The sequence below is a fragment of the Alloalcanivorax xenomutans genome, assembly GCF_032810065.1.
Lineage (GTDB): Bacteria > Pseudomonadota > Gammaproteobacteria > Pseudomonadales > Alcanivoracaceae > Alloalcanivorax > Alloalcanivorax xenomutans.
In genome coordinates this window covers 1,131,628-1,152,436 of sequence record NZ_CP136538.1, presented here as the reverse complement: position 1 = coordinate 1,152,436, position 20,809 = coordinate 1,131,628, and the positions used below count along the sequence as shown (strand labels likewise).

At 62.6% G+C, this 20,809-nt stretch carries 21 protein-coding genes; 14 read left to right on the top strand and 7 right to left on the bottom strand.

The genetic code is table 11. The annotated features are described in order from the left end of the window. Positions 1-256 precede the first annotated feature (256 nt). Together RYH70_RS05385 and RYH70_RS05380 are read left to right on the top strand one after the other, a co-directional pair. Positions 257-730: a hypothetical protein gene (locus RYH70_RS05385; RefSeq protein WP_317009880.1), complete on the top strand. Its 474-nt coding sequence runs from the start codon at positions 257-259 to the stop codon at positions 728-730. Positions 731-1,030: 300 nt separating this feature from the next. Then, on the top strand, positions 1,031-1,744 hold the full coding sequence (locus RYH70_RS05380; protein WP_022996073.1) for a TorF family putative porin: 714 nt from the start codon (positions 1,031-1,033) through the stop codon (positions 1,742-1,744). A 115-nt stretch (positions 1,745-1,859) separates the two neighbouring features. On the opposite strand, the gene RYH70_RS05375 is transcribed toward RYH70_RS05380, so the two are convergent. The 3 genes from RYH70_RS05375 to RYH70_RS05365 are packed head-to-tail and all read right to left on the bottom strand — an operon-like array spanning position 1,860 to position 3,832. After that, positions 1,860-2,828: an endonuclease/exonuclease/phosphatase family protein gene (locus RYH70_RS05375; RefSeq protein ID WP_317009879.1), complete on the bottom strand. Its 969-nt coding sequence runs from the start codon at positions 2,826-2,828 to the stop codon at positions 1,860-1,862. 1 nt (position 2,829) lies between these two features. Then, a complete protein-coding gene (locus RYH70_RS05370) occupies positions 2,830-3,258 on the bottom strand; it encodes a copper chaperone PCu(A)C (protein ID WP_317009878.1) in 429 nt (142 codons plus the stop codon). Continuing rightward, positions 3,239-3,832 (bottom strand): SCO family protein, encoded by a 594-nt coding sequence (locus RYH70_RS05365; RefSeq protein ID WP_055098737.1) that lies wholly within the window; start codon positions 3,830-3,832, stop codon positions 3,239-3,241. Before RYH70_RS05365 ends, RYH70_RS05370 begins: the two co-directional genes overlap by 20 nt. Positions 3,833-4,171: 339 nt before the next feature. On the opposite strand from RYH70_RS05365, the gene miaB reads away from it, so the two are divergent. The 3 genes from miaB to cysT all read left to right on the top strand — a co-directional run bounded on the left by miaB (position 4,172) and on the right by cysT (position 7,486). Further along, positions 4,172-5,509, top strand: a complete 1,338-nt coding sequence (gene miaB, locus RYH70_RS05360; protein ID WP_055098738.1) for a tRNA (N6-isopentenyl adenosine(37)-C2)-methylthiotransferase MiaB — start codon at positions 4,172-4,174, stop codon at positions 5,507-5,509. Between the two features lie 135 nt (positions 5,510-5,644). Continuing rightward, the gene (cysP, locus tag RYH70_RS05355) at positions 5,645-6,646 is read left to right on the top strand and encodes a thiosulfate ABC transporter substrate-binding protein CysP (protein ID WP_063141999.1); all 1,002 of its coding nucleotides are present in this window, start codon (positions 5,645-5,647) and stop codon (positions 6,644-6,646) included. Beyond that, positions 6,647-7,486 carry a sulfate ABC transporter permease subunit CysT gene (gene cysT, locus RYH70_RS05350; protein WP_022996067.1) on the top strand — a complete coding sequence of 280 codons (840 nt, stop codon included), beginning with the start codon at positions 6,647-6,649 and terminating at the stop codon, positions 7,484-7,486. A 9-nt stretch (positions 7,487-7,495) separates the two neighbouring features. Here cysT and RYH70_RS05345 read toward each other — a convergent pair whose 3' ends face one another. From RYH70_RS05345 to RYH70_RS05335, 3 genes are all read right to left on the bottom strand, one after another. Then, the gene (locus RYH70_RS05345; protein ID WP_317009877.1) at positions 7,496-8,173 is read right to left on the bottom strand and encodes an anti-sigma factor; all 678 of its coding nucleotides are present in this window, start codon (positions 8,171-8,173) and stop codon (positions 7,496-7,498) included. Next, entirely contained in the window at positions 8,170-8,724 is a 555-nt protein-coding gene (locus RYH70_RS05340) for an RNA polymerase sigma factor (RefSeq protein WP_022996065.1), read from the bottom strand. The genes RYH70_RS05345 and RYH70_RS05340 overlap by 4 nt, the downstream gene beginning before the upstream one ends. A gap of 113 nt (positions 8,725-8,837) precedes the next feature. Further along, complete coding sequence (locus RYH70_RS05335; protein ID WP_317009876.1) at positions 8,838-10,838, bottom strand: YncE family protein; 2,001 nt, start codon at positions 10,836-10,838, stop codon at positions 8,838-8,840. A 235-nt stretch (positions 10,839-11,073) separates the two neighbouring features. On the opposite strand from RYH70_RS05335, the gene cysW reads away from it, so the two are divergent. From cysW to RYH70_RS05310, 5 genes are all read left to right on the top strand, one after another. Next, a complete protein-coding gene (cysW, locus tag RYH70_RS05330) occupies positions 11,074-11,874 on the top strand; it encodes a sulfate ABC transporter permease subunit CysW (RefSeq protein ID WP_022996063.1) in 801 nt (266 codons plus the stop codon). A gap of 14 nt (positions 11,875-11,888) precedes the next feature. Next, a complete protein-coding gene (locus RYH70_RS05325) occupies positions 11,889-12,983 on the top strand; it encodes a sulfate/molybdate ABC transporter ATP-binding protein (RefSeq protein WP_316309899.1) in 1,095 nt (364 codons plus the stop codon). Between the two features lie 117 nt (positions 12,984-13,100). Next, positions 13,101-14,090, top strand: coding sequence for a PhoH family protein (locus RYH70_RS05320; protein ID WP_022996061.1), 990 nt, complete (start codon positions 13,101-13,103; stop codon positions 14,088-14,090). After that, positions 14,062-14,550, top strand: a complete 489-nt coding sequence (gene ybeY / locus RYH70_RS05315) for an rRNA maturation RNase YbeY (RefSeq protein WP_022996060.1) — start codon at positions 14,062-14,064, stop codon at positions 14,548-14,550. Before RYH70_RS05320 ends, ybeY begins: the two co-directional genes overlap by 29 nt. Positions 14,551-14,597: 47 nt before the next feature. Beyond that, positions 14,598-15,473, top strand: coding sequence for an HlyC/CorC family transporter (locus RYH70_RS05310; protein WP_080530571.1), 876 nt, complete (start codon positions 14,598-14,600; stop codon positions 15,471-15,473). A gap of 101 nt (positions 15,474-15,574) precedes the next feature. Here the strand turns inward: RYH70_RS05310 and cynS are convergent, their stop codons facing one another. Beyond that, on the bottom strand, positions 15,575-16,015 hold the full coding sequence (gene cynS, locus RYH70_RS05305; protein ID WP_317009875.1) for a cyanase: 441 nt from the start codon (positions 16,013-16,015) through the stop codon (positions 15,575-15,577). 173 nt (positions 16,016-16,188) lie between these two features. Here cynS and lnt point away from each other — a divergent pair, with 173 nt between their 5' ends. From lnt to RYH70_RS05285, 4 genes are all read left to right on the top strand, one after another. After that, positions 16,189-17,658 (top strand): apolipoprotein N-acyltransferase, encoded by a 1,470-nt coding sequence (gene lnt, locus RYH70_RS05300; RefSeq protein WP_026949573.1) that lies wholly within the window; start codon positions 16,189-16,191, stop codon positions 17,656-17,658. Between the two features lie 99 nt (positions 17,659-17,757). Further along, positions 17,758-18,141: a nuclear transport factor 2 family protein gene (locus RYH70_RS05295; RefSeq protein ID WP_022996048.1), complete on the top strand. Its 384-nt coding sequence runs from the start codon at positions 17,758-17,760 to the stop codon at positions 18,139-18,141. Between the two features lie 110 nt (positions 18,142-18,251). Continuing rightward, positions 18,252-19,118, top strand: coding sequence for an MBL fold metallo-hydrolase (locus RYH70_RS05290; RefSeq protein WP_317009874.1), 867 nt, complete (start codon positions 18,252-18,254; stop codon positions 19,116-19,118). A 15-nt stretch (positions 19,119-19,133) separates the two neighbouring features. Next, the gene (locus RYH70_RS05285) at positions 19,134-20,807 is read left to right on the top strand and encodes a bifunctional protein tyrosine phosphatase family protein/NAD(P)/FAD-dependent oxidoreductase (RefSeq protein ID WP_317009873.1); all 1,674 of its coding nucleotides are present in this window, start codon (positions 19,134-19,136) and stop codon (positions 20,805-20,807) included. The last annotated feature ends 2 nt before the right edge of the window (positions 20,808-20,809 follow it).

Below are 20,809 nucleotides of genomic sequence, written 5' to 3'. Positions count from 1 at the left end.
ATCGCCAGTTTGAAAGGATACGGTGTCACCCTCCATCGAGCACAGCGGAACCGTGTTACGCCTTTACCGGACCCGGCTCCGCTTCAAGGTAATCGGCAACCATGGATGTCCTTTCAGCCGCTGCGGTCGCGTTAAATCCCAAGCCTGTTGCGGACCTTTCCGGAGCGTGCGCCAAAGTGGCCCTGGTTTTGCATCATTTTGGGCACGCTTTATATTCGCCTGACGGCTTCGCCCTTATTTGTCATGAGGACCCACCATGAAATACTTGCTTCCCCTCCCCGCCCTTCTGCTCGCCGGTTGCCAGATGCTCAGCTACACGGCGCCCACCGACGGAGACGTCGCCACCGTCACTTTCTCCAGCGACAACATCGCCGCACAACCAGTCGTATGCGTACCGGGCAAGGGCTTTCAGTCCACGCCCACTTCCCTGCAGCAGGTTCCCTTCGAGACCAAAGCCTTCGATGAACTGTTGAAGACCATGAAGAAAGCGCCGGAAGTCACCACGACCGTGCGAGCGGACGAGCAGGCGCGCATCGGTGTCATTTACCAGAAAGGTTCGGCGGGGAATCGGGATCTGTGCCGCGTCGCCGTGCAGTTCAACGCCCAGGCCGGCGCCAGCTACGCCGCTCGCTTCACCAACGACAACAATCAGTGCGGCCTGGAAGTGAGCGGAGAAGGCGGCCTGCAAGCGGACGCGGTCCCTGTTGGCTGGAAATGCCCCAAAAAATAGCAGGGAGCAATTTTTGACATTGCACAGGCAATGGTCCGCAGGATGGCCGCCATGGACGGCGGCCACAAATAAGCGCCCCACTTCGGTGCGCCGCACCATAACGGCGCACCACCCCTTATCGTCCTCTCCCGATTTTACCTTTCCCTCTCAGCCAGACCTTCGCATCCCACTGTTTTTTCTGGCTTTTTATATTTTGGCACGGACCCTGCTTTGCAAAGTGACAAGCCTCCCAGGCCAGTGCGCCAGGAGCGCACAACAGGACACATTAGAAACACTTGCCATTTGCAAAGAGGGTTGCACATGAAACACGCATTCGGGATGAAAAAAACCGTACTGGCCGCGGCGGTCGCCGCCGGCATGATCATGCCGGGCATGGCGGCAGCGGAAATCAGCGGTAGCCTGGGCATTTCCAACATGTATTTCTGGCGTGGTCAGGATATTTCCAACGGCGCGGCTCAGGTCTTCGGTAGCCTGGATTACAGCCACTCTTCCGGTCTTTACGCCGGTGTCTGGGGCAGTTCCGAAACCGATTCCACTGAATACGATTTGTATGTCGGTTACGGCGGCGCCTTTGGTGACCTCACCTACGACCTGTCCTACATCGACTACAACTACCCGAACGATACCGACTCCGATCTGGCCGAAATCGTTGCCAGCCTCGGCTACGCCGGGGTCACGTTCACCGGTTACTTCGGCGTGGGTGACTACGGTCACGGTAGCGACGCCACCGATAACAAGGACCGCTACTACACCCTGGGCTACAGCTACGACAAATACGGCATTCTGGTCGGTACCTGGGACAACGACGCTGACGATACCAACTACACTCACTTGGACTTGAGCTATGCGCTCACCGACAACCTGAGCTTCACCGTGTCCAAAGTGATCTCCGCTGACGACTGCGCCATCAACAACAACGACGACGCTCTGTTCATGAACGGGGAGTGTGTCGGCGACAAGGACGATGTGGACGACGATCTGCTGTTCGTCGTGTCCTACGCCTTCGAGATCTAACCGAACCGCGCTGGTTCCCGGGCGGCGACGCCGCCCACCGTTTTTCACCGTGGGGCCTTCCCTGGTCCTCGCAAACAACGCAAGCAGGTCCCACGGTGCTTTTCATCCTCTTCGGTTAGTCCGCCAACGCCCCGGCGTTCAGATAAATCCCCAGCACATCATGATCGGACACCACCCGGGTACCGTCGTGATCGTAGAGCACGTCGTAGCGCCCGGCATTGCCACGGCTGACCGCCACTTTCTGGACATGCTGCTTTAGCGACGGGGAGAAAAAGATGTGATCCAGAGCCTGCGGACGGCACTGATGCCGGAAGGAATAACGTTCTTTCTCGGGCAATCGCGACCAGGCACTGATCAGGTCCCCGTTCTCGAATTGCTCCAACGGCTCGCTGAAGCGGCCACTGTCCGGCGCGCTGTTGAAGTCCCCCGCCACCACCACGGGCCGGGTCTGGTCCGCCGCCCAGCCGGCGATGGCGGCGGCCTGGCGCCGGCGCTTCGGCGCCACCCAGTCCTTCTGATTCAGATCCCGGGCACTGCGCAAATGGACCACCACCAGATCGAAGACCACCGGGGTGCGCACCTCGACCTTCAAGGGAGGCCGGGTGAACAACGGCTGCCGTTGGAAGCGGTCGTCGGCGAACAAGGCCTGGTGACGTCCCAGCGTGACCGGCGCCCGGTACAACAGGCCCACATCCATGCCCGCCGGGTCGTGCCCTTCCAGCAGCACCACCTTGTAGTCCGGCCCGCCCGCCGTGGAAATAGCCCGGCTCAGCGCCTTCAGCACCGTGGCGCTTTCCACTTCCTGCACCGCCAGCAAAGCCGGCGCCCGCAGGTCCCGGGTAATGTACCGGGCCACTGCCTCGAGGCGGGCCTGGTACACGGCTTTCGATAAAGGACGGTCGAGCGAGCTGTCCTTTCTGGCATCCCGCAGACGCCAGAGATTGAACGTGGCCAGACTGATCTGGCCGTCCTCCGCCGAGGGCAACGGGCGCGCCGGCGCCAGATCACGGCAGTCCGCGAGTACCGGTCCGGTGACCAGCACCGCCGCGGCCAGAAGCCAGCACCGCCAGTATCGGCCGGTCATGTCAGGGCTCGTTGTGGCGCACCTGGAAGGCGCCACACAGGTCAGCATGATTCTGGAAGGCCAGACACACCTTCGGAGTCTCTCCCGCCTCCGGCACCGGGTCCATTTTCATCAGCATCAGATGGCGGCCACCGGGGGTAAAGGACAGACTCTTACCGGCCGGGATGGTGACTTCCTTCAGATGGGACATGCTGCGGCGGCCCTCACCATCGGTACTGGTGTCGTGCAACATGGCCATGCCGGCGAATTCCGCGCTGACGCCGGTCAGCACCAGCGGCTGATCGGTATCGTTCACCAGCACGAAATAACCGGCCATGGACGGCGACACCGGCGGCACCGCGCGCAGCCAGGCCTGTTCGATACGTGCCTCCGCGAAGGCGCCGGAGCTGGCGGCCGCCAACAGCACCGCACTAAAGAAGCGTTTTAACATCGGCTACCACCTCGTCGATATTGAAATCCGCCGGATACAGCTTGCGCACCCGGCCTTGCTGGTCCAGCAGGTAGATATAGTCACTGTGGGAAAAGTCCGCGTCCCCACTGTCTCCCTCTTCTTTGATGAACACCACCCCGTACTGTTCCGCCACCTTCTGGATCGCCGGCACATCACCGGTCAGCCCAATGATGTCCGCTTTGAACCAGGGTAGATATTCGCGCAGATGTTCCGCGGTATCCCGTTCCGGGTCGAAAGTCACGAACACCGGCTGCACGCGGTCCGCCTCCCCCTGCTCTTTCAGATTCCGGTACACCTGGGACACGCGGGCCAGCACCGCGGGGCAGATATCCGGGCAGTGGGTATAGCCGAAGAACAGAATCACCACCTCGCCGTTCAGGGACGACAGGCTGAACCGCTCCCCGTTGTGGTCGGTCAGGGTGAAATCCCCGCCCAGACGGGTATTGACCGGTAACTCCCTGGCCGGCTCGGAACAGGCCGCCAGTAACAGCACGGCGCCAGCGACCAGAATGCGGAAAAGGAATGCGCTTGTGAAACCGTCTTTGTTGTTCATACCTGTTAGCCATTATGAAGAAGATATCAGCGTCGGCCGCCCCGGTTTACCCGGTTTCACGGCTTCCCCCGGTCCCGCGCGTGCCCTGTTGACCCGATTCGCCGGCGGCTTTTCGATGACGCCCAGGGACCATACCCCCACGGCCGCGCCGTGGCCACGGGCCCGGCCGACATTTTGCCACCGCGACGGTTCGCAGTTTGATCAGGGCGGCGGTATAATTCGCGCCCATTTTCCCGGAGTGCCGGTGGCGGCCTGTTGTAGCCCATCACGGCGCCCGGCACACCCCGATGCGGCAAAATGACGCATCGGCATTGATCCACAACCACGGTTGAGCGACCCATGGCACGCAAGCTGTTTATTCAGACCCACGGCTGCCAGATGAACGAGTACGACTCGGCGCGCATGGCGGATTTGCTGGAATCCAGTCATGGCCTGGAGCCCACCGACAATGCGGACGAAGCGGATGTGCTGCTGCTCAATACCTGCTCGATCCGCGAGAAGGCCCAGGAGAAGGTATTCCACCAACTGGGTCGCTGGAAGCAGCTCAAGGAGCACAAGCCGGACCTGATCATCGGCGTCGGCGGCTGCGTGGCCAGTCAGGAAGGCGAGGCGATCCGCGATCGCGCGCCCTATGTGGATGTGGTCTTCGGCCCGCAGACCCTGCACCGGCTGCCCGGGTTGATCCAGCAGGCGGCCACCACGCGGGAACTGGCCATCGATGTGACCTTCCCGGAGATCGAAAAGTTCGACCGCCTGCCCGAGCCCAGCGTGGATGGCCCCTCGGCGTTCGTCTCGATCATGGAAGGCTGCTCCAAATACTGCTCCTTCTGCGTGGTGCCCTATACCCGTGGCGAGGAGGTCAGCCGGCCGGTGCGCCCGGTGTTGGATGAGATCCGTCATCTGGCGGATCTGGGCGTGCGCGAGGTCAACCTGCTGGGCCAGAACGTCAACGCCTACCGGGGCCAGGGCGCCAATGGCGAAATCCTGGACTTCGCCGACCTGCTGTTGCTGATCCGCGATATCGACGGCATCGACCGTATCCGCTACACCACCAGCCATCCGGTGGAGTTCTCCGACGCCCTGATCCAGGTGTATGAGGAGATTCCGGAGTTGGTCAGCCACCTGCATCTGCCGGTGCAGTCCGGTTCCGACCGCATCCTGGCGCTGATGAAACGCAACCACACGGTGCTGGAGTACAAGGCCAAGCTGCGCAAATTACGGCGTATCCGCCCGGATATCTCCTACAGCTCGGATTTCATCATCGGCTTCCCCGGCGAAACCGACGCCGACTTCGAAGCCACCATGAATCTGATCGCGGATATCGGCTTCGACAATTCCTTCAGCTTCATCTACAGCGCCCGCCCCGGCACGCCCGCGGCGGATCTGCCCGATGACGTGCCCATGGCGGTGAAGAAGGAGCGCCTGCGCCTCCTGCAACAGCGCATCGCCCAGAATACCCAGGACATCTCCCGCAAGATGGTGGGCAGCACCCAGCGCATCCTGGTGGACGGTTTCTCCAAGAAGGATCCCGGCCAGCTCAAGGGCCGTACCGAAAACAATCGGGTGGTGAACTTCCAGACCGACGAACTGGACCTGATCGGCCAGTTCGTGGACCTGACCATCCAGGAAGCGCTGCCCAACTCCCTGCGCGGCACCGACTACCGGCGGGTGGAGTGATCCCCGGGGGCTGAACAGCGCCGGATACGCTTAAACGCATATATGAATGGCAATTTGGTATAACCAACCCCCTTTAACCTCAGGATTGGTTATATAAAATGAGCCCTTTATGACTCACCATTCAAGGAGCCCGAGATGCGCGTCTTGCTGACCGCCGTCCTGCTGTCCCTGGCCTCGCTGGGAACCGCGCAACAAACCCTGTTGAACAGTTCCTACGACATCGCCCGGGAACTGTTCGCCGCCATCAACCCGAAATTCCAGGAGCACTGGAAGGCGGAGACCGGCGAGGACGTCACCATCAAGCAGTCCCATGCCGGTTCCTCCAAGCAGGCCCGCGCCATCCTGCAGGGCCTGAAAGCCGATGTGGTCACCTTCAACCAGGTCACCGACGTCAATGTCCTGCACAATCTGGGCAAGCTGATTCCGGCGGACTGGAATCAGCGACTGCCGAACAATTCCAGCCCTTACTACTCCACCACCGCCTTTCTGGTGCGCAAGGGCAACCCGAAGAACATCCAGGGCTGGGCCGATCTGGCCCGGGACGACGTCGATGTGGTGTTCCCCAACCCGAAAACCTCCGGCAACGGCCGCTACACCTATCTGGCCGCCTGGATGAGCGCGGTGGAACGCTTTGACGGTGACGAGGAGAAGGTCAAGGACTACATGGCCCGCTTCCTGTCCAATGTGTCGGTGTTCGACTCCGGTGGCCGCGCCGCCACCGTCACCTTCGCGGAACGCGAAATCGGTGACGTGCTGATCAGCTTCGAGTCCGAGGTAAACAACATCCGTAAGGAATACGGCACCGGCGACTATGAAGTGGTGGTACCGAAGACATCGATCCTGGCCGAGTTCCCGGTCACCGTGGTGGACAAGGTGGTGGACGAGAAAGGGACCCGCAAGGTGGCCACCGCCTATCTGGATTTCCTCTACAGCGAAGAAATCCAGCGGCTGCTGGCGTCCTTCAACTACCGTGTGCACAACGAGAAAGTAGTCGAAGAAACCGCCGACCGTTTCCCGCCGGTGAAACTGCTCAAGGTGGAAGACTACTTTGGCTCCTGGGAGAACGTGACCGACCAGCACTTCGCTTCCGGCGGCATGCTCGACGAGCTGCAAGCCAAGGCTCGGAGCCTGCGTTAATTGATCGCTCTGCTGCGCACCCGCCACTCCGTTCTGCCAGGCTTCACGCTCAGCTTTTCGCTGAGCGTGCTGTTTATCTGCCTGGTGATCCTGTTGCCTCTGTCCGGGCTGGCCATGCATGTGGCCGGCATGGGCTGGGACAACTACTGGGGGGTGATCAGCCATCCGCGCAGTCTCGCCAGCTTCAAGGTCACGGTACTTTCCGCCGCCGGCGCCAGCGTCATCAACGCCGTCGTCGGCCTGCTGCTGGCCTGGGTGATCACCCGCTATCGTTTTCCCGGCCGGCGGCTGATGGACGCGCTGGTGGATCTGCCGTTCGCGTTGCCCACCGCGGTGGCCGGCCTGACCCTGGCGGCGCTGTTCGCCGACAATGGCTGGCTGGGACAGTGGTTCTCGATCGCCGGCGTGAAGGTGTCTTACTCCTGGGTCGGCATCATGATCGCCATGAGCTTCACCAGCCTGCCGTTCGTGGTCCGTACCGTGCAGCCGGTACTGGAGGACCTGACCCCCGACGTGGAGGAAGCCGCCGCCACCCTGGGCGCCTCGCCCACCGCCAGTTTCTTCAAGGTGATCCTGGCACAATTGACCCCGGCCTTGCTCACCGGCACCGGCCTCGCCTTCACCCGCAGTCTGGGTGAATACGGCGCGGTGATTTTCATTGCCGGCAATCTGCCTTACGAAACCGAGATCGTCTCCTTGCTGGTGAATATCCGCCTGGAAGAATACGATTTTGCCTCCGCCAGCGCCCTGGCCTCGATCATCCTGATCGCCTCCCTGGTGCTGCTGTTCGGTATCCAATCGATCCAATCCCGTCTGGTTCGCCGTTGGCGGGGCGGCTGATGTTCCAACCTACAACGCCACCGCACGGCCAATAAACAGCACCGGCCCGGTGGGCCGGTCCTCGGGCGATCCTCCCTCTGGTTCCAGGGTCAGCTCGAACAGCTGGCCACTTTCCACACCGCCCACCCGGCTGGCCGGAATCACCAGACTCCTGCCCGGCTCCACCAGGCCCAGTGAGCGCGGCCCCTTGTCCGCTTCCGCCAGGGTCCAGAACTGCACGCTGCGGTCCGCCGCGTACTGCCCTTTCACCAGCGGCGTGAGCCGCAGATCACCAGCGTCGGAGACGGTGATGCGCCAGCCCGGGCGGGCCGACTCGCCGGGAGCCTGCAGCACCACGGTGTAGACTGGCGCCGGTTGGCGCAGCGGCCCGACCAGCAGCACCACCGCCACCAGCAGAGCCGCGCTCACCGTGCGCCATACCGCCACACTGGCCCAGCCGCTGCGCCACCAGGGGCGCGCCAGTCCGGTTTCCCGAGCCACCCGCCGCCACAGTCGCGCCGGCGGCCTCGCCGGCGGCAGTAAATCCACGGCGCCCACCCAGTGCTCACGCCAGCGCCGGGCGAGCCGCCCGGCCTCGTCATCCTCCGCCAGCCAGCGTTTGATTTCCGCCGCCCGCTCGCCGCGATGCAGGCCGAGCACATACTCGGCAATCAGTAAGCGACGCTCTTCGTGATCCTGGGGAATCATAGCCGCAGACACTCCTGAAGGCCTTTCAGGCCGGATCTCACCCGGCTTTTTATGGTACCCGCGGGCACCGCCAGAGCTTCCGCGATCTGCTCATAGGTAAGGCCGTGATAAAACGCCATCAGAATCGGACGTCGACGCTCACCCCGCAAGCCGCGCAGACAATCGAGCAGGCGGCGATCACGGTCCGCCAGCAGAGAGCACTGCTCCGGAGAGGGAGCCGGGTCGGGCCAATCGTCGCCGGGTAACCCCTGGTGTCCGATTTGCCCGCCGCGCCGCTGCTGGTTGATGAGCCGATAGCGCAACAGGCTGTACAACCAGGCCCTGGCGCTGCCCCGCTCCCGCCGGAAGCGGTGAGCGTTGCGCCAGACCTGGACGAAGGTGTCCTGTACCGCGTCCTCCGCCGCCGCCTGCTCACCAGTGAAACGGCGCGCCAGAGCCAGCATGCGCGGTGCTTCGATGGAATAAAGTCGTTGGAACGCATCCCGGTCGCCACCGGCACAGGCCAGCATAAGGGCATTGCCTTGTTCCAGATGCTGCTGATCGTCATCCATGGCCGGCTTCCAAGATGTGGCCTCACGAGGGTGTCTGCCGAAATCTTGAAGGCCGGCGCGAGAAGATCGTGTCAATGCCGGCAAAGCCGGCCGCCGGAGCGGCCTGCCTCACCTTATTCAGGCGTGTTACCCGGAAGAACCGTGATCAGCGACACCGACTCCGGTGACGCCTGGTCATAGCTCACCGACGGCGCCACATCCCCGCCGGTGGAATCCAGGATGTGGTCGAAACGCAGCACCTTGCCCTGGGATTTCTCCGCCACGTACAAATGCTGGCCGTCAAAGGCGATGTCCACCGGGTTGCCAAGCAGAGTGTTACCCACGGCATTGTTGTCGTTGTCGTCGATGCGCACCGATACATTGGTAATATCATCGGCGCTGCTGGCGTTATCCAGCACGTAGAGCTTGCCGTCGGTGGGATTGGTGCCGCTGCCCACGTCGGAGACAATCAATTGATCGCTGGCCGCGACATGTACAATGCCGTGCAGATTAGTGGGCGCGGCAAAGGCAGTGCCTCCCTCGGCGGGGATGATAACGCGGTCCGGGCCATCGGCGCCGCGAGCCAGGCTGAAGCTGTCGAACACCGCCACGGTGCCATCGGTGAGAGCCACATAGAGGCGGTCGCCATCCGGATCATAGTCCAGATCCCACGGCGCCACGCTCAGGGTGGTGGTGAACAGCGGCGCCACATCACCGCCAGCCTGAGCACCGAACACCCGTACCGCGGGGTCGCCCTGATCGGCGACCAGTACCCAGCCCGGGCCGTCGGCCACATCAAAACCCTTGGGCGCGGACAGGCCGGTGTTGCCGCCCTCGATCACCCGGTCCCGGCTGTGACTGAAGGTCTCGCCGTCGCGGCCGCTGGCCAGACGGTTGATCACGCCCACTCCCGTGTCATAGCTCACGTAAGCATCACCCAACTGGTTAAACGCCAGGCTCTCCCGGTCCAGGCCGGAGGTAAACGCTCTCTGCGGGGCGGTTAGCCCGGTATCCAGTATGAGCACATCCGGGTCACCGGGCGCAGCGGGTGGATTGCTGGTCACCGCCAGGCCGGTGAAGACAGTGCCGACAGTATCGATGTCGGACAGATCCGCGCCGATATCCGGCGACAAGACCAGCGCCAGGGATTCTGGTTTGGTGCTGTCCACGATCCGGTCGGGGGCCACGTCTCCGGACTCACCGCTGAATACGTTCCGGTAAATCAGCACCGCGTCGTTGGACTTCTCGGCGATGTAAGCGGTGTCACCATCCAGAATCAGATCCACGGGATTGCCCAGAGAGGTGGCCGGACCGGCCAGCGTGCGCGCAGGGGTTACCATGCCTTCAGCGCTGGCGGCACCTTCGATCACATACAGACGGCCATCATCAGCCACCGCCGCGTCACCCACGTCGGTGATCACCAGAGTGTCGGTGTCCGCCCGGTAGGCAATGCCATGGATATTGGAGACGGAACCGGCGCTGTCCGGGGTGATGGTGCGCGCCGGTGTACCCATGAAGCCGCCTTCCACGTAGTCGTCGATGACAATCACGGTGCCGTTGGTCATGGCCAGGAACAGCCGGTCGGCGGCCTCGTCGTAGGCCAGATCCCAGGCGTTGCCGGCCAGAGCGGTGCTGGCCAGGGGGACGGCTCCGGCACCGGCGGCGGTGCCGTATACCTCTATGCTGTTGCCACCGGTATTGGCGGCCATCACCAGCCCTGCTTCATTTGCGATGGCGATCCCTTTCAGAGTCATCGAGCCGGCCGCCTCGAAGTCACGATCAAGCGCGGCGTTGGGGCTGGAGCCATCCTGGCGTCCGGCGATCCTGTGCAGGGCCTGCAAGCGGCTGGGGGCGCCGCTGCTGTCATCGGCGGCATAGAGATTACCGAGCCGGTCCAGGGCAATGCCCTCGTTGGCGCCCGCGTTAAAGGTGGCCACCACATTCAGATCACCATCCAACCGGTCGATCCGGCCCACGCTATCGCCGCCATTGTGCATTACCAGCAGGGGCGCGGTCTGGAAATCGCCGTCGCCCGTGGCCGGGCGTCGATCATTGTCGTCGCCGCCGCACGCGGCCAGCGCCACGGCTACCACCAACGGTGAGAGCCCCCACAAACCTTTGCCTTTCGAGTTCATGCCTTTCTCCTTGAGTGGGTATCGGTTCGGGCACGGAGCCCGGACGGGACCATCTCGGCCCCTGCTTGATACCCACGAGGGCAGCGTCCGGATGTAATAAAAAATAAAGAACGGTGGCATTCAGGTAACCGGCGATCTAACGCGATGCCGAAAGGATCTAAAACAGCACTGTATTTTGCTGATACGGAATATAGAATCGGGGCCCCGCTTCCCCCGAACACGGAGCCGCTCGCGCATGCCTCGATACTGGCACCAATGGGCACTGATCGCCGCCGCCTTCGCCGCCGTCATTCTGATGCTGGTGCTGCCGCTGGCCTTGATTCTGCACCAGGCTTTCGCCCAGGGCGTGGCACCGGTACTCGAAGCCCTCTCCAGCAGCGATATGGGCCACGCCATCCGGCTCACTCTGGTGGTGGCGGCCATCACCGTCCCGGTGAATCTGCTGTTCGGTATCCTGCTGGCCTGGTGCGTGACCCACTATGAGTTTCGCGGCCGCAAGCTGCTTACCACCCTGATCGATATTCCTTTCGCCATGTCGCCGGTGGTGGCCGGCCTCTGCTATCTGGTGGTGTACGGCAGTCAGAGCCTGCTGGGTCAGTGGCTGAGCGATTGGAATGTGCAGTTGATGTTCGCTCTGCCGGGCATGGTGATGGTGACCATTTTCGTGTCCTGTCCCTACGTCGCCCGAGTGCTGATTCCGCTGATGCAGAGCCAGGGTCAGGACGAGGAGGAAGCGGCGGTTTTGATGGGCGCCTCGGGCTGGCAGGTATTCTGGTATGTGACGCTGCCGAAAATCCGCTGGGCGCTGCTTTACGGCGTGGTGCTCACCAATGCCCGGGCGGTGGGGGAATTCGGCGCGGTCAGCGTGGTGTCCGGCCTGATTCGCGGCGAGACCTTGACCCTGCCGCTGTTGATCCAGATGCTGCACGAGGACTACAACACCGTCGGCGCCTTCACCGCCGCCGGGCTGCTGGCCGCCATGGCCTTGATCACCTTGTTACTGAAAACCGTGCTGGAATGGCGTCAACGCGTTTAAAGGAAAGCCAGAAAGTGAGCATTCAAGTCGAGAATATCCGCAAATCCTTCGGCGCCTTCACCGCCTTGCACGACATCTCCCTGGACGTGCCCACCAATCAGTTGGTGGGGTTGCTGGGGCCGTCCGGTTCCGGCAAGACCACGCTGCTGCGCATCATCGCCGGTCTGGAACGGGCGGATAGCGGGCGGGTGCTGTTCAATAACGAGGATGTCACTCATCTGGACGCGCGCCGCCGCCGGGTCGGATTCGTATTCCAGCAATACGCCCTGTTCCGGCACCTCACCGTGGCCGACAACATTGCCTTTGGACTGCGCCTGTTACCAAGGGCCGAGCGCCCCTCGCGCGGGGACATTCGCGACCGGGTGCGCGATCTGCTGGGCCTGGTGCAACTGGATAATCTGGCCGGGCGCTACCCGGCGCAACTGTCCGGTGGTCAGAAGCAACGGGTAGCGCTGGCCCGGGCGCTGGCGCTGAAACCGGAGGTGCTGCTGCTGGACGAGCCGTTCGGCGCGCTGGACGCCAAGGTGCGCAAGGATTTGCGCCGTTGGTTGCGGCGTCTGCACGAGCAGATCTCGGTAACCAGCATCTTCGTCACCCACGATCAGGAAGAGGCCATGGAGGTCTCCGACAAGGTGGTGGTGATGAGCCAGGGCCGGGTGGAACAAATGGGGTCGCCGCTGCAGGTGTACGAGCAACCGGCCAGCCGCTTCGTGTTCGATTTCCTCGGCCACATCAACAGCCTGGAAGGGCTTTACGATGGCCATAATTGGCGCTCCGGCGATGCTTTTCTGCGTCTCGACACCCAGGGCGCCTGCCCGGACGGCGCGCTCACGCTCTATCTGCGCCCCCACGAAGCGGATCTGGCGGCGGCGCCCACCGAGGCCGCCCATCTGCCGGTGCGGGTGGCCGGGCGCAGCGTGTTTGGCGGTACCGTGACAGTGGAGCTGGAACCCCAGGGCTGGGGCGGCGAGGTGCTTGAAGTGGAGCTGGACCGTGTGCGCTGGGACGCGCTCCAGCCCGACCGGCAGCCGGCCTTGTACCTGCTGCCGCGGCGGTTGCAAACGGTGACCTGCGACGGCGACCTGGGCCCCCAGGTGGCGCCGGCCTGAGCCCCTCTTGCCTGCCCCCCGGCGGGCAGGCTACAGTGCCGGGAAATCTTCCCCCGAAAGCGCTTTTCGGGGTATGCTGAATCCATCGCAACCGCCCGCGGGGCCTCGCTTCCCAACTTGGACACACCACTCGCTTCCCAGAAACTCCGTCTCGAACCCTACGATTCCCAGCGGCTCGCCAATCTCTGTGGCCGGCTGGACGAGCACATCAAGCAGATCGCCAAACGCCTGAGCGTGGATATCCACAATCGTGGTAATGAATTTCATCTGTCCGGTGACGAACGCTCGGTAAAGGCCGCCAGTTCCGTTCTGCACGATCTTTACGATCAGACCGTGGACGGCACCGACATCACGCCGGAGCTGGTCCATTTGCACCTGCAGCAATCCGGTCTGACCGACAAGCTGGACAATACCGTGGCCTTCCCCAGCGACGAGATGGTGATCCGCACCAAACGCGCCCGTATCCGGCCACGTGGCGCCCATCAACGGGAATACGTGCGCAATATCCGCCGTCACGACATCAATTTCGGTATTGGCCCGGCCGGCACCGGCAAGACCTGGCTGGCGGTGGCCTGTGCCGTGGACGCCATGGAGCGCGCCGAGATTCAGCGTATCCTGCTGGTACGGCCGGCGGTGGAGGCGGGCGAGAAGCTGGGCTTTCTGCCCGGGGATCTGGCGGAGAAAATCGACCCTTACCTGCGCCCGCTTTACGACGCCCTCTATGAAATGCTGGGATTCGAAAACGTGGCCAAGCTGATGGATCGCAACGTCATCGAAGTGGCCCCCCTGGCGTACATGCGCGGACGCACCCTGAACGGCAGTTTCGTGATCCTGGACGAAGCCCAGAACACCACACCGGAACAAATGAAAATGTTCCTGACCCGGATCGGCTTCGGTTCCCGGGCGGTGATCACCGGTGACGTCACCCAGGTGGACCTGCCGCGCCACCAGCGCTCGGGGCTGGTCAACGCCCTCGAAGTGCTGGCCGATGAACAGGACATCGGCGTCACCCGTTTCGACAGCCGCGACGTGGTTCGCCACCCGCTGGTTCAACGTATCGTGGAAGCTTACGACCGTCATGAACGGAATACCGACCCCAACCGTTGATATCCAGTGGGCCACGGATGCCCCGGACGCACCGGACGAGAGCGACCTGCAACGCTGGGCTCTGGCCGCCGCGGAGGCTGCCGGCGGCGTGGTCGGGGATATCACCCTGCGGATCGTCGACGACGAGGAAATCCGCGTTCTCAACCGCGACTACCGGGGCAAGGACAAACCCACCAATGTGCTGTCCTTCCCTTTCGACATGCCCGAAGGCCTGCCCGACGACGCCATCGCCCCGCTGCTGGGGGATATCGTTATTTGCGCGGACGTGGTCCGGCGCGAGGCCGCCGAACAAAACAAAACCGTGGAAGCGCACTGGGCGCATATGGTCATCCACGGCGTACTCCATCTGCTGGGTTACGACCATATCGACGATGACGACGCCGAACAGATGGAATCCCTGGAAATCCTCGCTCTTGCCGGCCAGGGCTTTCCGGATCCGTATAACTCGTTGCCCCCATAATTCACAAACCCATAATATCGAAACCATAACATGGAGCCTTACCCCTGATGTCGGACGACTATTCAGACCAGAACAACGGTCGAAGTTGGTTGGAGCGCGTTGGCCAGTTCTTCACTTCCACTCCCGGCTCCCGGGAGGAATTGCTGGATCTGATGCGCTCCATGCGCGACGGTCACGTCATTGACGGCGACACGCTTGGCATCATCGAAGGCGCCATCGGCGTCAGCGACATGCAGGTCCGGGAGATTCTCATCCCTCGCACGCAGATGGTCAGCATCCGTGCCAGCAGCGACCCCCGCGATTTCCTGCCCACCATCATCGAATGCGCCCACAGCCGCTTCCCGGTCATCGGCGATGATCCGGACGAAGTCATCGGTATCCTGCTGGCCAAGGATCTGCTGGCGCTGATTCTGGAGCCGGCCCGCATGGAACGCTTCCAGATCAAGGATCATGTGCGTTCGGCCATGGTGGTGCCCGAGTCCAAGCGCCTGGACTCGCTGCTGCGGGAATTCCGCATCACCAAGAATCACATGGCCATCGTGGTCAACGAGTACGGCGGCATCGCCGGCCTGGTCACCATCGAGGACGTGCTGGAACAGATCGTCGGCGAGATCGAGGATGAGCACGACATCGAGGAAGACGATTACCTGATCAAGGATCTGGAGAACGGCGAGCACACGGTCAAGGCACTGACGCCGATCGAGGATTTCAACGAACATTTTCAGTGCGAACTCAGCGACGAGGAGTTCGACACCATCGGCGGTCTGGTGATGCACGCCTTCGGCCGCCTGCCCGGACGCGAAGAGTCCATCGATCTGGGGCCGTTCCAGTTCACCGTGCTAAGCGCGGACGGCCGCACAATCCGGCTGCTGCGGGTCACTCACCGGCAGGATGATCCGGCTCTGGACACCTCACCGGAGTAATCCCCGGCGCGCTCTTTTGGAACAAATACAGGGACGCCGTGAATTCGTCCCTGTAGGCTCCCTGTCGAACGTCCCTGTTCAACAGGGTCCCGCAACGCAGCTCACCAATGTTTATACGGCAGGAATTTCCCGTTCATGGTCACTACCACACGGTCCCCTTTGGGGTCTTCCTGTTTGTCCACCTCCATGGTGAAGTCGATGGCGCTCATGATGCCGTCGCCGAATTTTTCCTGGATCACTTCCTTCAGCGTGGTGCCATACACACCGGCGATTTCATAGAACCGGTAAATCAACGGATCGGTGGGCACGGTCTGGTCCCAGACCTTGGTGGGAAAGGCTTCCAGTGCCTTGGCCACGTCCTGATCCAGACCCAGATACTCGGTGATCGCCATGGCTTTTTCCGGCGGCGCGCCGTTCATGCCGAGGCAGGCGGACGCCAGCCACACCGGCGCCATCCCCAGGTCCTCGCCCATTTTTTCCCAGGTCAGTCCCCGCTCGGCCTTGGTGGTCACGATGATGTCCGTCATTTGCTGTTTATCCACGGTACTCTCTCCTGTTATGTGCCCAACTCAATGACACGCTTTCTTCCAAACCAAGCTCTGCAAGCTCCATACCAACTCAGAGATATGAGCCCATGGCGCAAGGCGGTTAATTTGCGTATAACGTGGCGTCATCATGCTTGCCCTATGACCTTAGCCGGGAACCACGGATAGCCATGCCCAACCTGTTGCTCGCCCTGATCGCGGGGCTACTGTTTCCCCTCGCCTTTGCCCCCTACGATCTGTGGCCTTTGGTGCTGGTCAGCGCCGCTCTGGGTTATACGGCTCTGGTACGGTCGCCGACCCCGGGCCGCGCTTTCACCGCCGGCTGGCTGTATGGCGTCGGCATGTTCGGGTTTGGCATCAGCTGGCTGCACGTCTCAATGACCGACTACGGCTTCATGCCGTTGTGGATGTCGATTCCGTTCACCGCTTTGTTCGCCATGGGATTGGCGCTGTTTTATGGGCTGGCTTTCTGGTTCACCAAGCGGCGCGGCACCCGCGCCATGGTCTTCGCCGGTACCTGGTTGGTGCTGGACTGGGTGCGTGGCTGGCTGCTGACCGGCTTCCCCTGGCTCTATGCCGGTTACGCCGCCATCGATACGCCGCTGGCCGGGCTGGCTCCATTGGGCGGCGTCTGGGCCCTGACACTGACACTGGTACTGGCCGCCGCCGCGGTGGTGGATCTGGCGCGGCCACGGGTAAGCGCCGGAGCGGCCCTGGCGGTGGTACTGATTCTGGTGACAGCGGGCCTGCTGGCCGGTCGCCATGCCTTCACCCACCCTTCCGGCCCTCGCCAACAAGTGGCGCTGGTACAGGGCAATATTCCGCAGGATCTGAAGTGGCTGGTCACCATGCGTGACGAGACCCAGGAGATTTATCACTCGCTCAGCGCCGACCTGCCCGAGGACACCCTGGTGATCTGGCCGGAGTCGGCGATGATCGAGTTCTATCAGGATATTCGCGGCTTCGTGGATGGCGAGGGCGAACGGATCGCCGCCAACGGCGGCGCCCTGATCAGCGGCCTGCCCTGGCGCGACGCCAGCACCTACCCGCCGCGCTACCACAACAGCGTGGCGGTGGTGGGCACCGGTCACGACGGCGTTTACCACAAACAGAAGCTGGTACCGTTCGGCGAATATGTGCCACTGGAAAGTCTGATCCGCGGCTGGATTCCGTTCTTCGATCTGCCCATGTCCAGCTTCACGCCAGGCCGCCCCGACCAACCCAACCTTTTCGCCCTGGGCCAGGAGATCGCGCCGGCGATCTGCTACGAGATGCTCTACCCGGCCCAGGTGGCGGAGCGCACCGGCAACGCGGACGTACTGCTGACCATCAGTAACGATGCCTGGTTCGGCCACTCCGCCGGGCCCCTGCAGCATTTTCAGATGACCCGTTTGCGCGCCTTGGAAACCGGACGCTGGCTGTTGCGCGGCACTAATAACGGTGTCACCGCCGTAGTGGACGCGCACGGCCAGGTGCGCGACCGGTTACCGCAATTCGAGCGCGGCGTTTTGATCAGCGAATACCAGCCGCGCCGGGGCCAGACTCCGTTCATGGTGGCCGGCGTCTGGCCCACGCTGCTGCTGGCTCTGGCCATGGCGGTGCTGGCCGGCGGAGAAGGCCGCCGCCGTGCCTCACGCTGAGCCGCGCCAGTACCGCTAAACCGGCCGTCATCTGTACCGTGACGACCCTTCGCGGTTGCGCGCATACTGAGTAATTCCATGTCCCCTTGCGGAGGTCCCATGCCCCACCGACTCAATCATGCCGATCTGCAGAACCATGCCCGTCACTGGATAGAGGCCTGGAACCGGGGTGATGTGGAGGCGGTGGTGTCCGCCTTCAGCGACGACGCCGAGTTCATCAGCGCGGTGGCCGAACCCTACGTGGGCACCAGCCGCATTCAGGGCAAAGCGGCATTGCGCGATTACTGGGTAGCGGCTCTTGCCGACCGGCCGGGTTTGCACTTCGAATTGGTGGCCGCTATTTGTGACGAACCGGGACAGCAGCTGGTGGTGCATTACATCGCCAGCGCCAATGGCAAACGGGCCTTCGCCTGCGAAATCATGCGCTTTGACAACGGGCGCCAGGTCTACGGCGAGGCTCTTTATGGAGCCCCGGTATTATAACCGGCCCGAATTACTTATCTCTAAAAAGAATAAGCATATAACTTATTTGACTTTCACTTCCGTGCCCCCTATAACGGTGCCATCCCGCAACGTTTTGGATGGATAGGGTCATGACCGGTCCGCAAGTGGAAAGCTTCTTCGACACTGATACCAATACCGTCAGCTATGTGGTGATCGACCCCGGTACCCGCCACTGCGCGGTGGTGGATTCGGTACTGGACTACGATCCGGCCGCCGGGCGCACCCGATACCACAGTGCCCAGCGGCTGGTGGATTACGTGCATGAGCACGATCTCATCGTGGAATGGCTGCTGGAAACCCACGTCCACGCCGATCATCTGTCGGCGGCGCCCTGGATTCAGCAACAGGTGGGCGGCAAGCTCGCCATTGGCTCCCATATTCGAACGGTACAAAACACCTTCGGTAAAATCTTCAACGCCGGTTCCGAATTCGCCCGTGACGGCAGCCAGTTCGACCACCTGTTCGAAGACGGTGAACACTATCGGATCGGTAATCTGGAGGCCGTGGCGTTGCATACTCCGGGCCACACCCCGGCCTGTATGAGCCACCTGATCGGCGACGCGGTGTTCGTCGGCGACACCCTGTTCATGCCCGACTACGGCACCGCCCGCTGTGACTTCCCCGGCGGCGATGCCCGCACCCTGTATCGCTCGGTTCGCAAGCTTCTCGCCCTGCCCGGCTCCACCCGTATGTTTTTGTGCCACGATTACCTGCCGGAAGGACGCGACCAGTATCATTGGGAAACCACGGTGGAGGAGCAACGACGCGCCAACATTCATGTTCACGACGGTGTCGACGAAGATCAGTTCGTCGCCATGCGCGAGAACCGCGATGCCGGACTGGACATGCCACGCCTGATCCTGCCGTCGGTACAGGTCAACATGCGCGCCGGCCATCTGCCCCCGGCGGAGGACAACGGCGTCCACTATCTGAAGATTCCACTGAATTCGATTTGAACGAACGGGAGCGCAATGAACGACTACAAGACTCTGACCCCGGCCATTTCGGTGACCGGTCAGTTGCAGCCCGACGACATGAAAGCCCTGGCCGAAGCCGGCTTTCATACCGTCATCAACAATCGCCCGGACGGCGAAGGCGAGGATCAGCCGACCAGCGATGCGCTGGCCGGAGCCGCCGCCGAAGCCGGCCTGCAATATCACTATCTGCCAATCATCCCCGGCGAGATCAGCGATGAACAGATCCAGCGCTTCGGGCAACTGCTGACGGACAACCGCGCCCCGGTCATGGCTTTCTGCCGCACCGGCAACCGCTCCAGCACGCTGTGGGCGTTGTCGCAATCCTCACGCCTGGATCCGCAAACGGTTCTGGCCACAACTTCCGCCGCCGGTTACGACCTGGAAAAACAGCGTCCTCGCCTGGAGCAACGCTGGCAGCAGGGGCAAAACGCCGACGCCGCCCGACGCTCGCCAGCCAACGATTGGGACGTATTGATCATCGGCGGCGGCGCCGGTGGTCTGGCCGCCGCCGCCAGCCTGCTGAAGCGGCGTCCGTCCCTGAACGTGGCGGTGGTGGAGCCCCGCGACACGCACTATTACCAACCCGCCTGGACTCTGGTGGGAGCCGGCGCCTTCCGCCGCCGCGACACCGCCCGGCCGATGACCCAGGTGATGCCTCGGGGCAGCAAGTGGATCCGGGCCCGGGTCGCCGGTTTCGATCCGGAGCGCAACCAGGTGATCCTGGATGACGGTGATCGCCTCGGCTATCGCGCGCTGATCGTCGCCCCAGGGCTGGAACTGAATCTGGACGCGGTGGAAGGCCTGCGCGACAGCCTCGGTCACAATGGCGTAACCAGTAATTATCTGTTCGAGCACGCGCCCTATACCTGGGAATGCGTACAGAACCTGAAACACGGCCGCGCCCTGTTCACGCAACCGCCAATGCCGATCAAATGCGCCGGCGCGCCACAGAAAGCCCTGTACCTGTCCTGTCATCACTGGGAGCAACGCGGTGTGCTGAAGAACATCGACGTGCACTTCCACAATGCCGGAGAGGCCCTGTTCGGCGTTGCCGACTTCGTGCCGCCGCTAATGGAATACATACGCCGTTATAACGCCACCCTGAACTTCCGCAGCACTCTGCAGGCGGTGGACGCGGGCCATCGCAAAGCCTGGTTCGTGGACAAGGATCAGGACGGCAACGCGCGAGAGCGGGAAGAAAGCTTTGATCTGCTGCATGTGACACCGCCGCAAAAAGCCCCGGCGTTTGTCGCCGACAGCCCGCTGGCCAACAACGCCGGCTGGGTCGATCTGGATCCGGCCAGCCTGCAACATCCCCGCTTCACCAATGTCTTCGCCCTCGGCGACGTGGCCGGCACCAGCAACGCCAAAACCGCCGCGGCGGTGCGGAAGCAGGCGCCGGTACTGGCGGAAAATCTGCTGTCGGTACTCGATGGCCGGTCTCCGGGCGCGGCCTATGATGGCTACGGCGCCTGCCCGCTGACGGTGGAGAAAGGCAAGGTGATCCTGGCGGAATTCGGTTACCAGGGCGTGCTGCAACCCACCTTTCCGCTGGCGCCCACCCAGGCCCGCTCGTTGTATTGGTGGCTCAAGGCCAAGGCCATGCCACGCATCTATTTCGATCTGATGTTGAAAGGCCACGAATGGCTCACCGGTCCAGCCAAATGAGC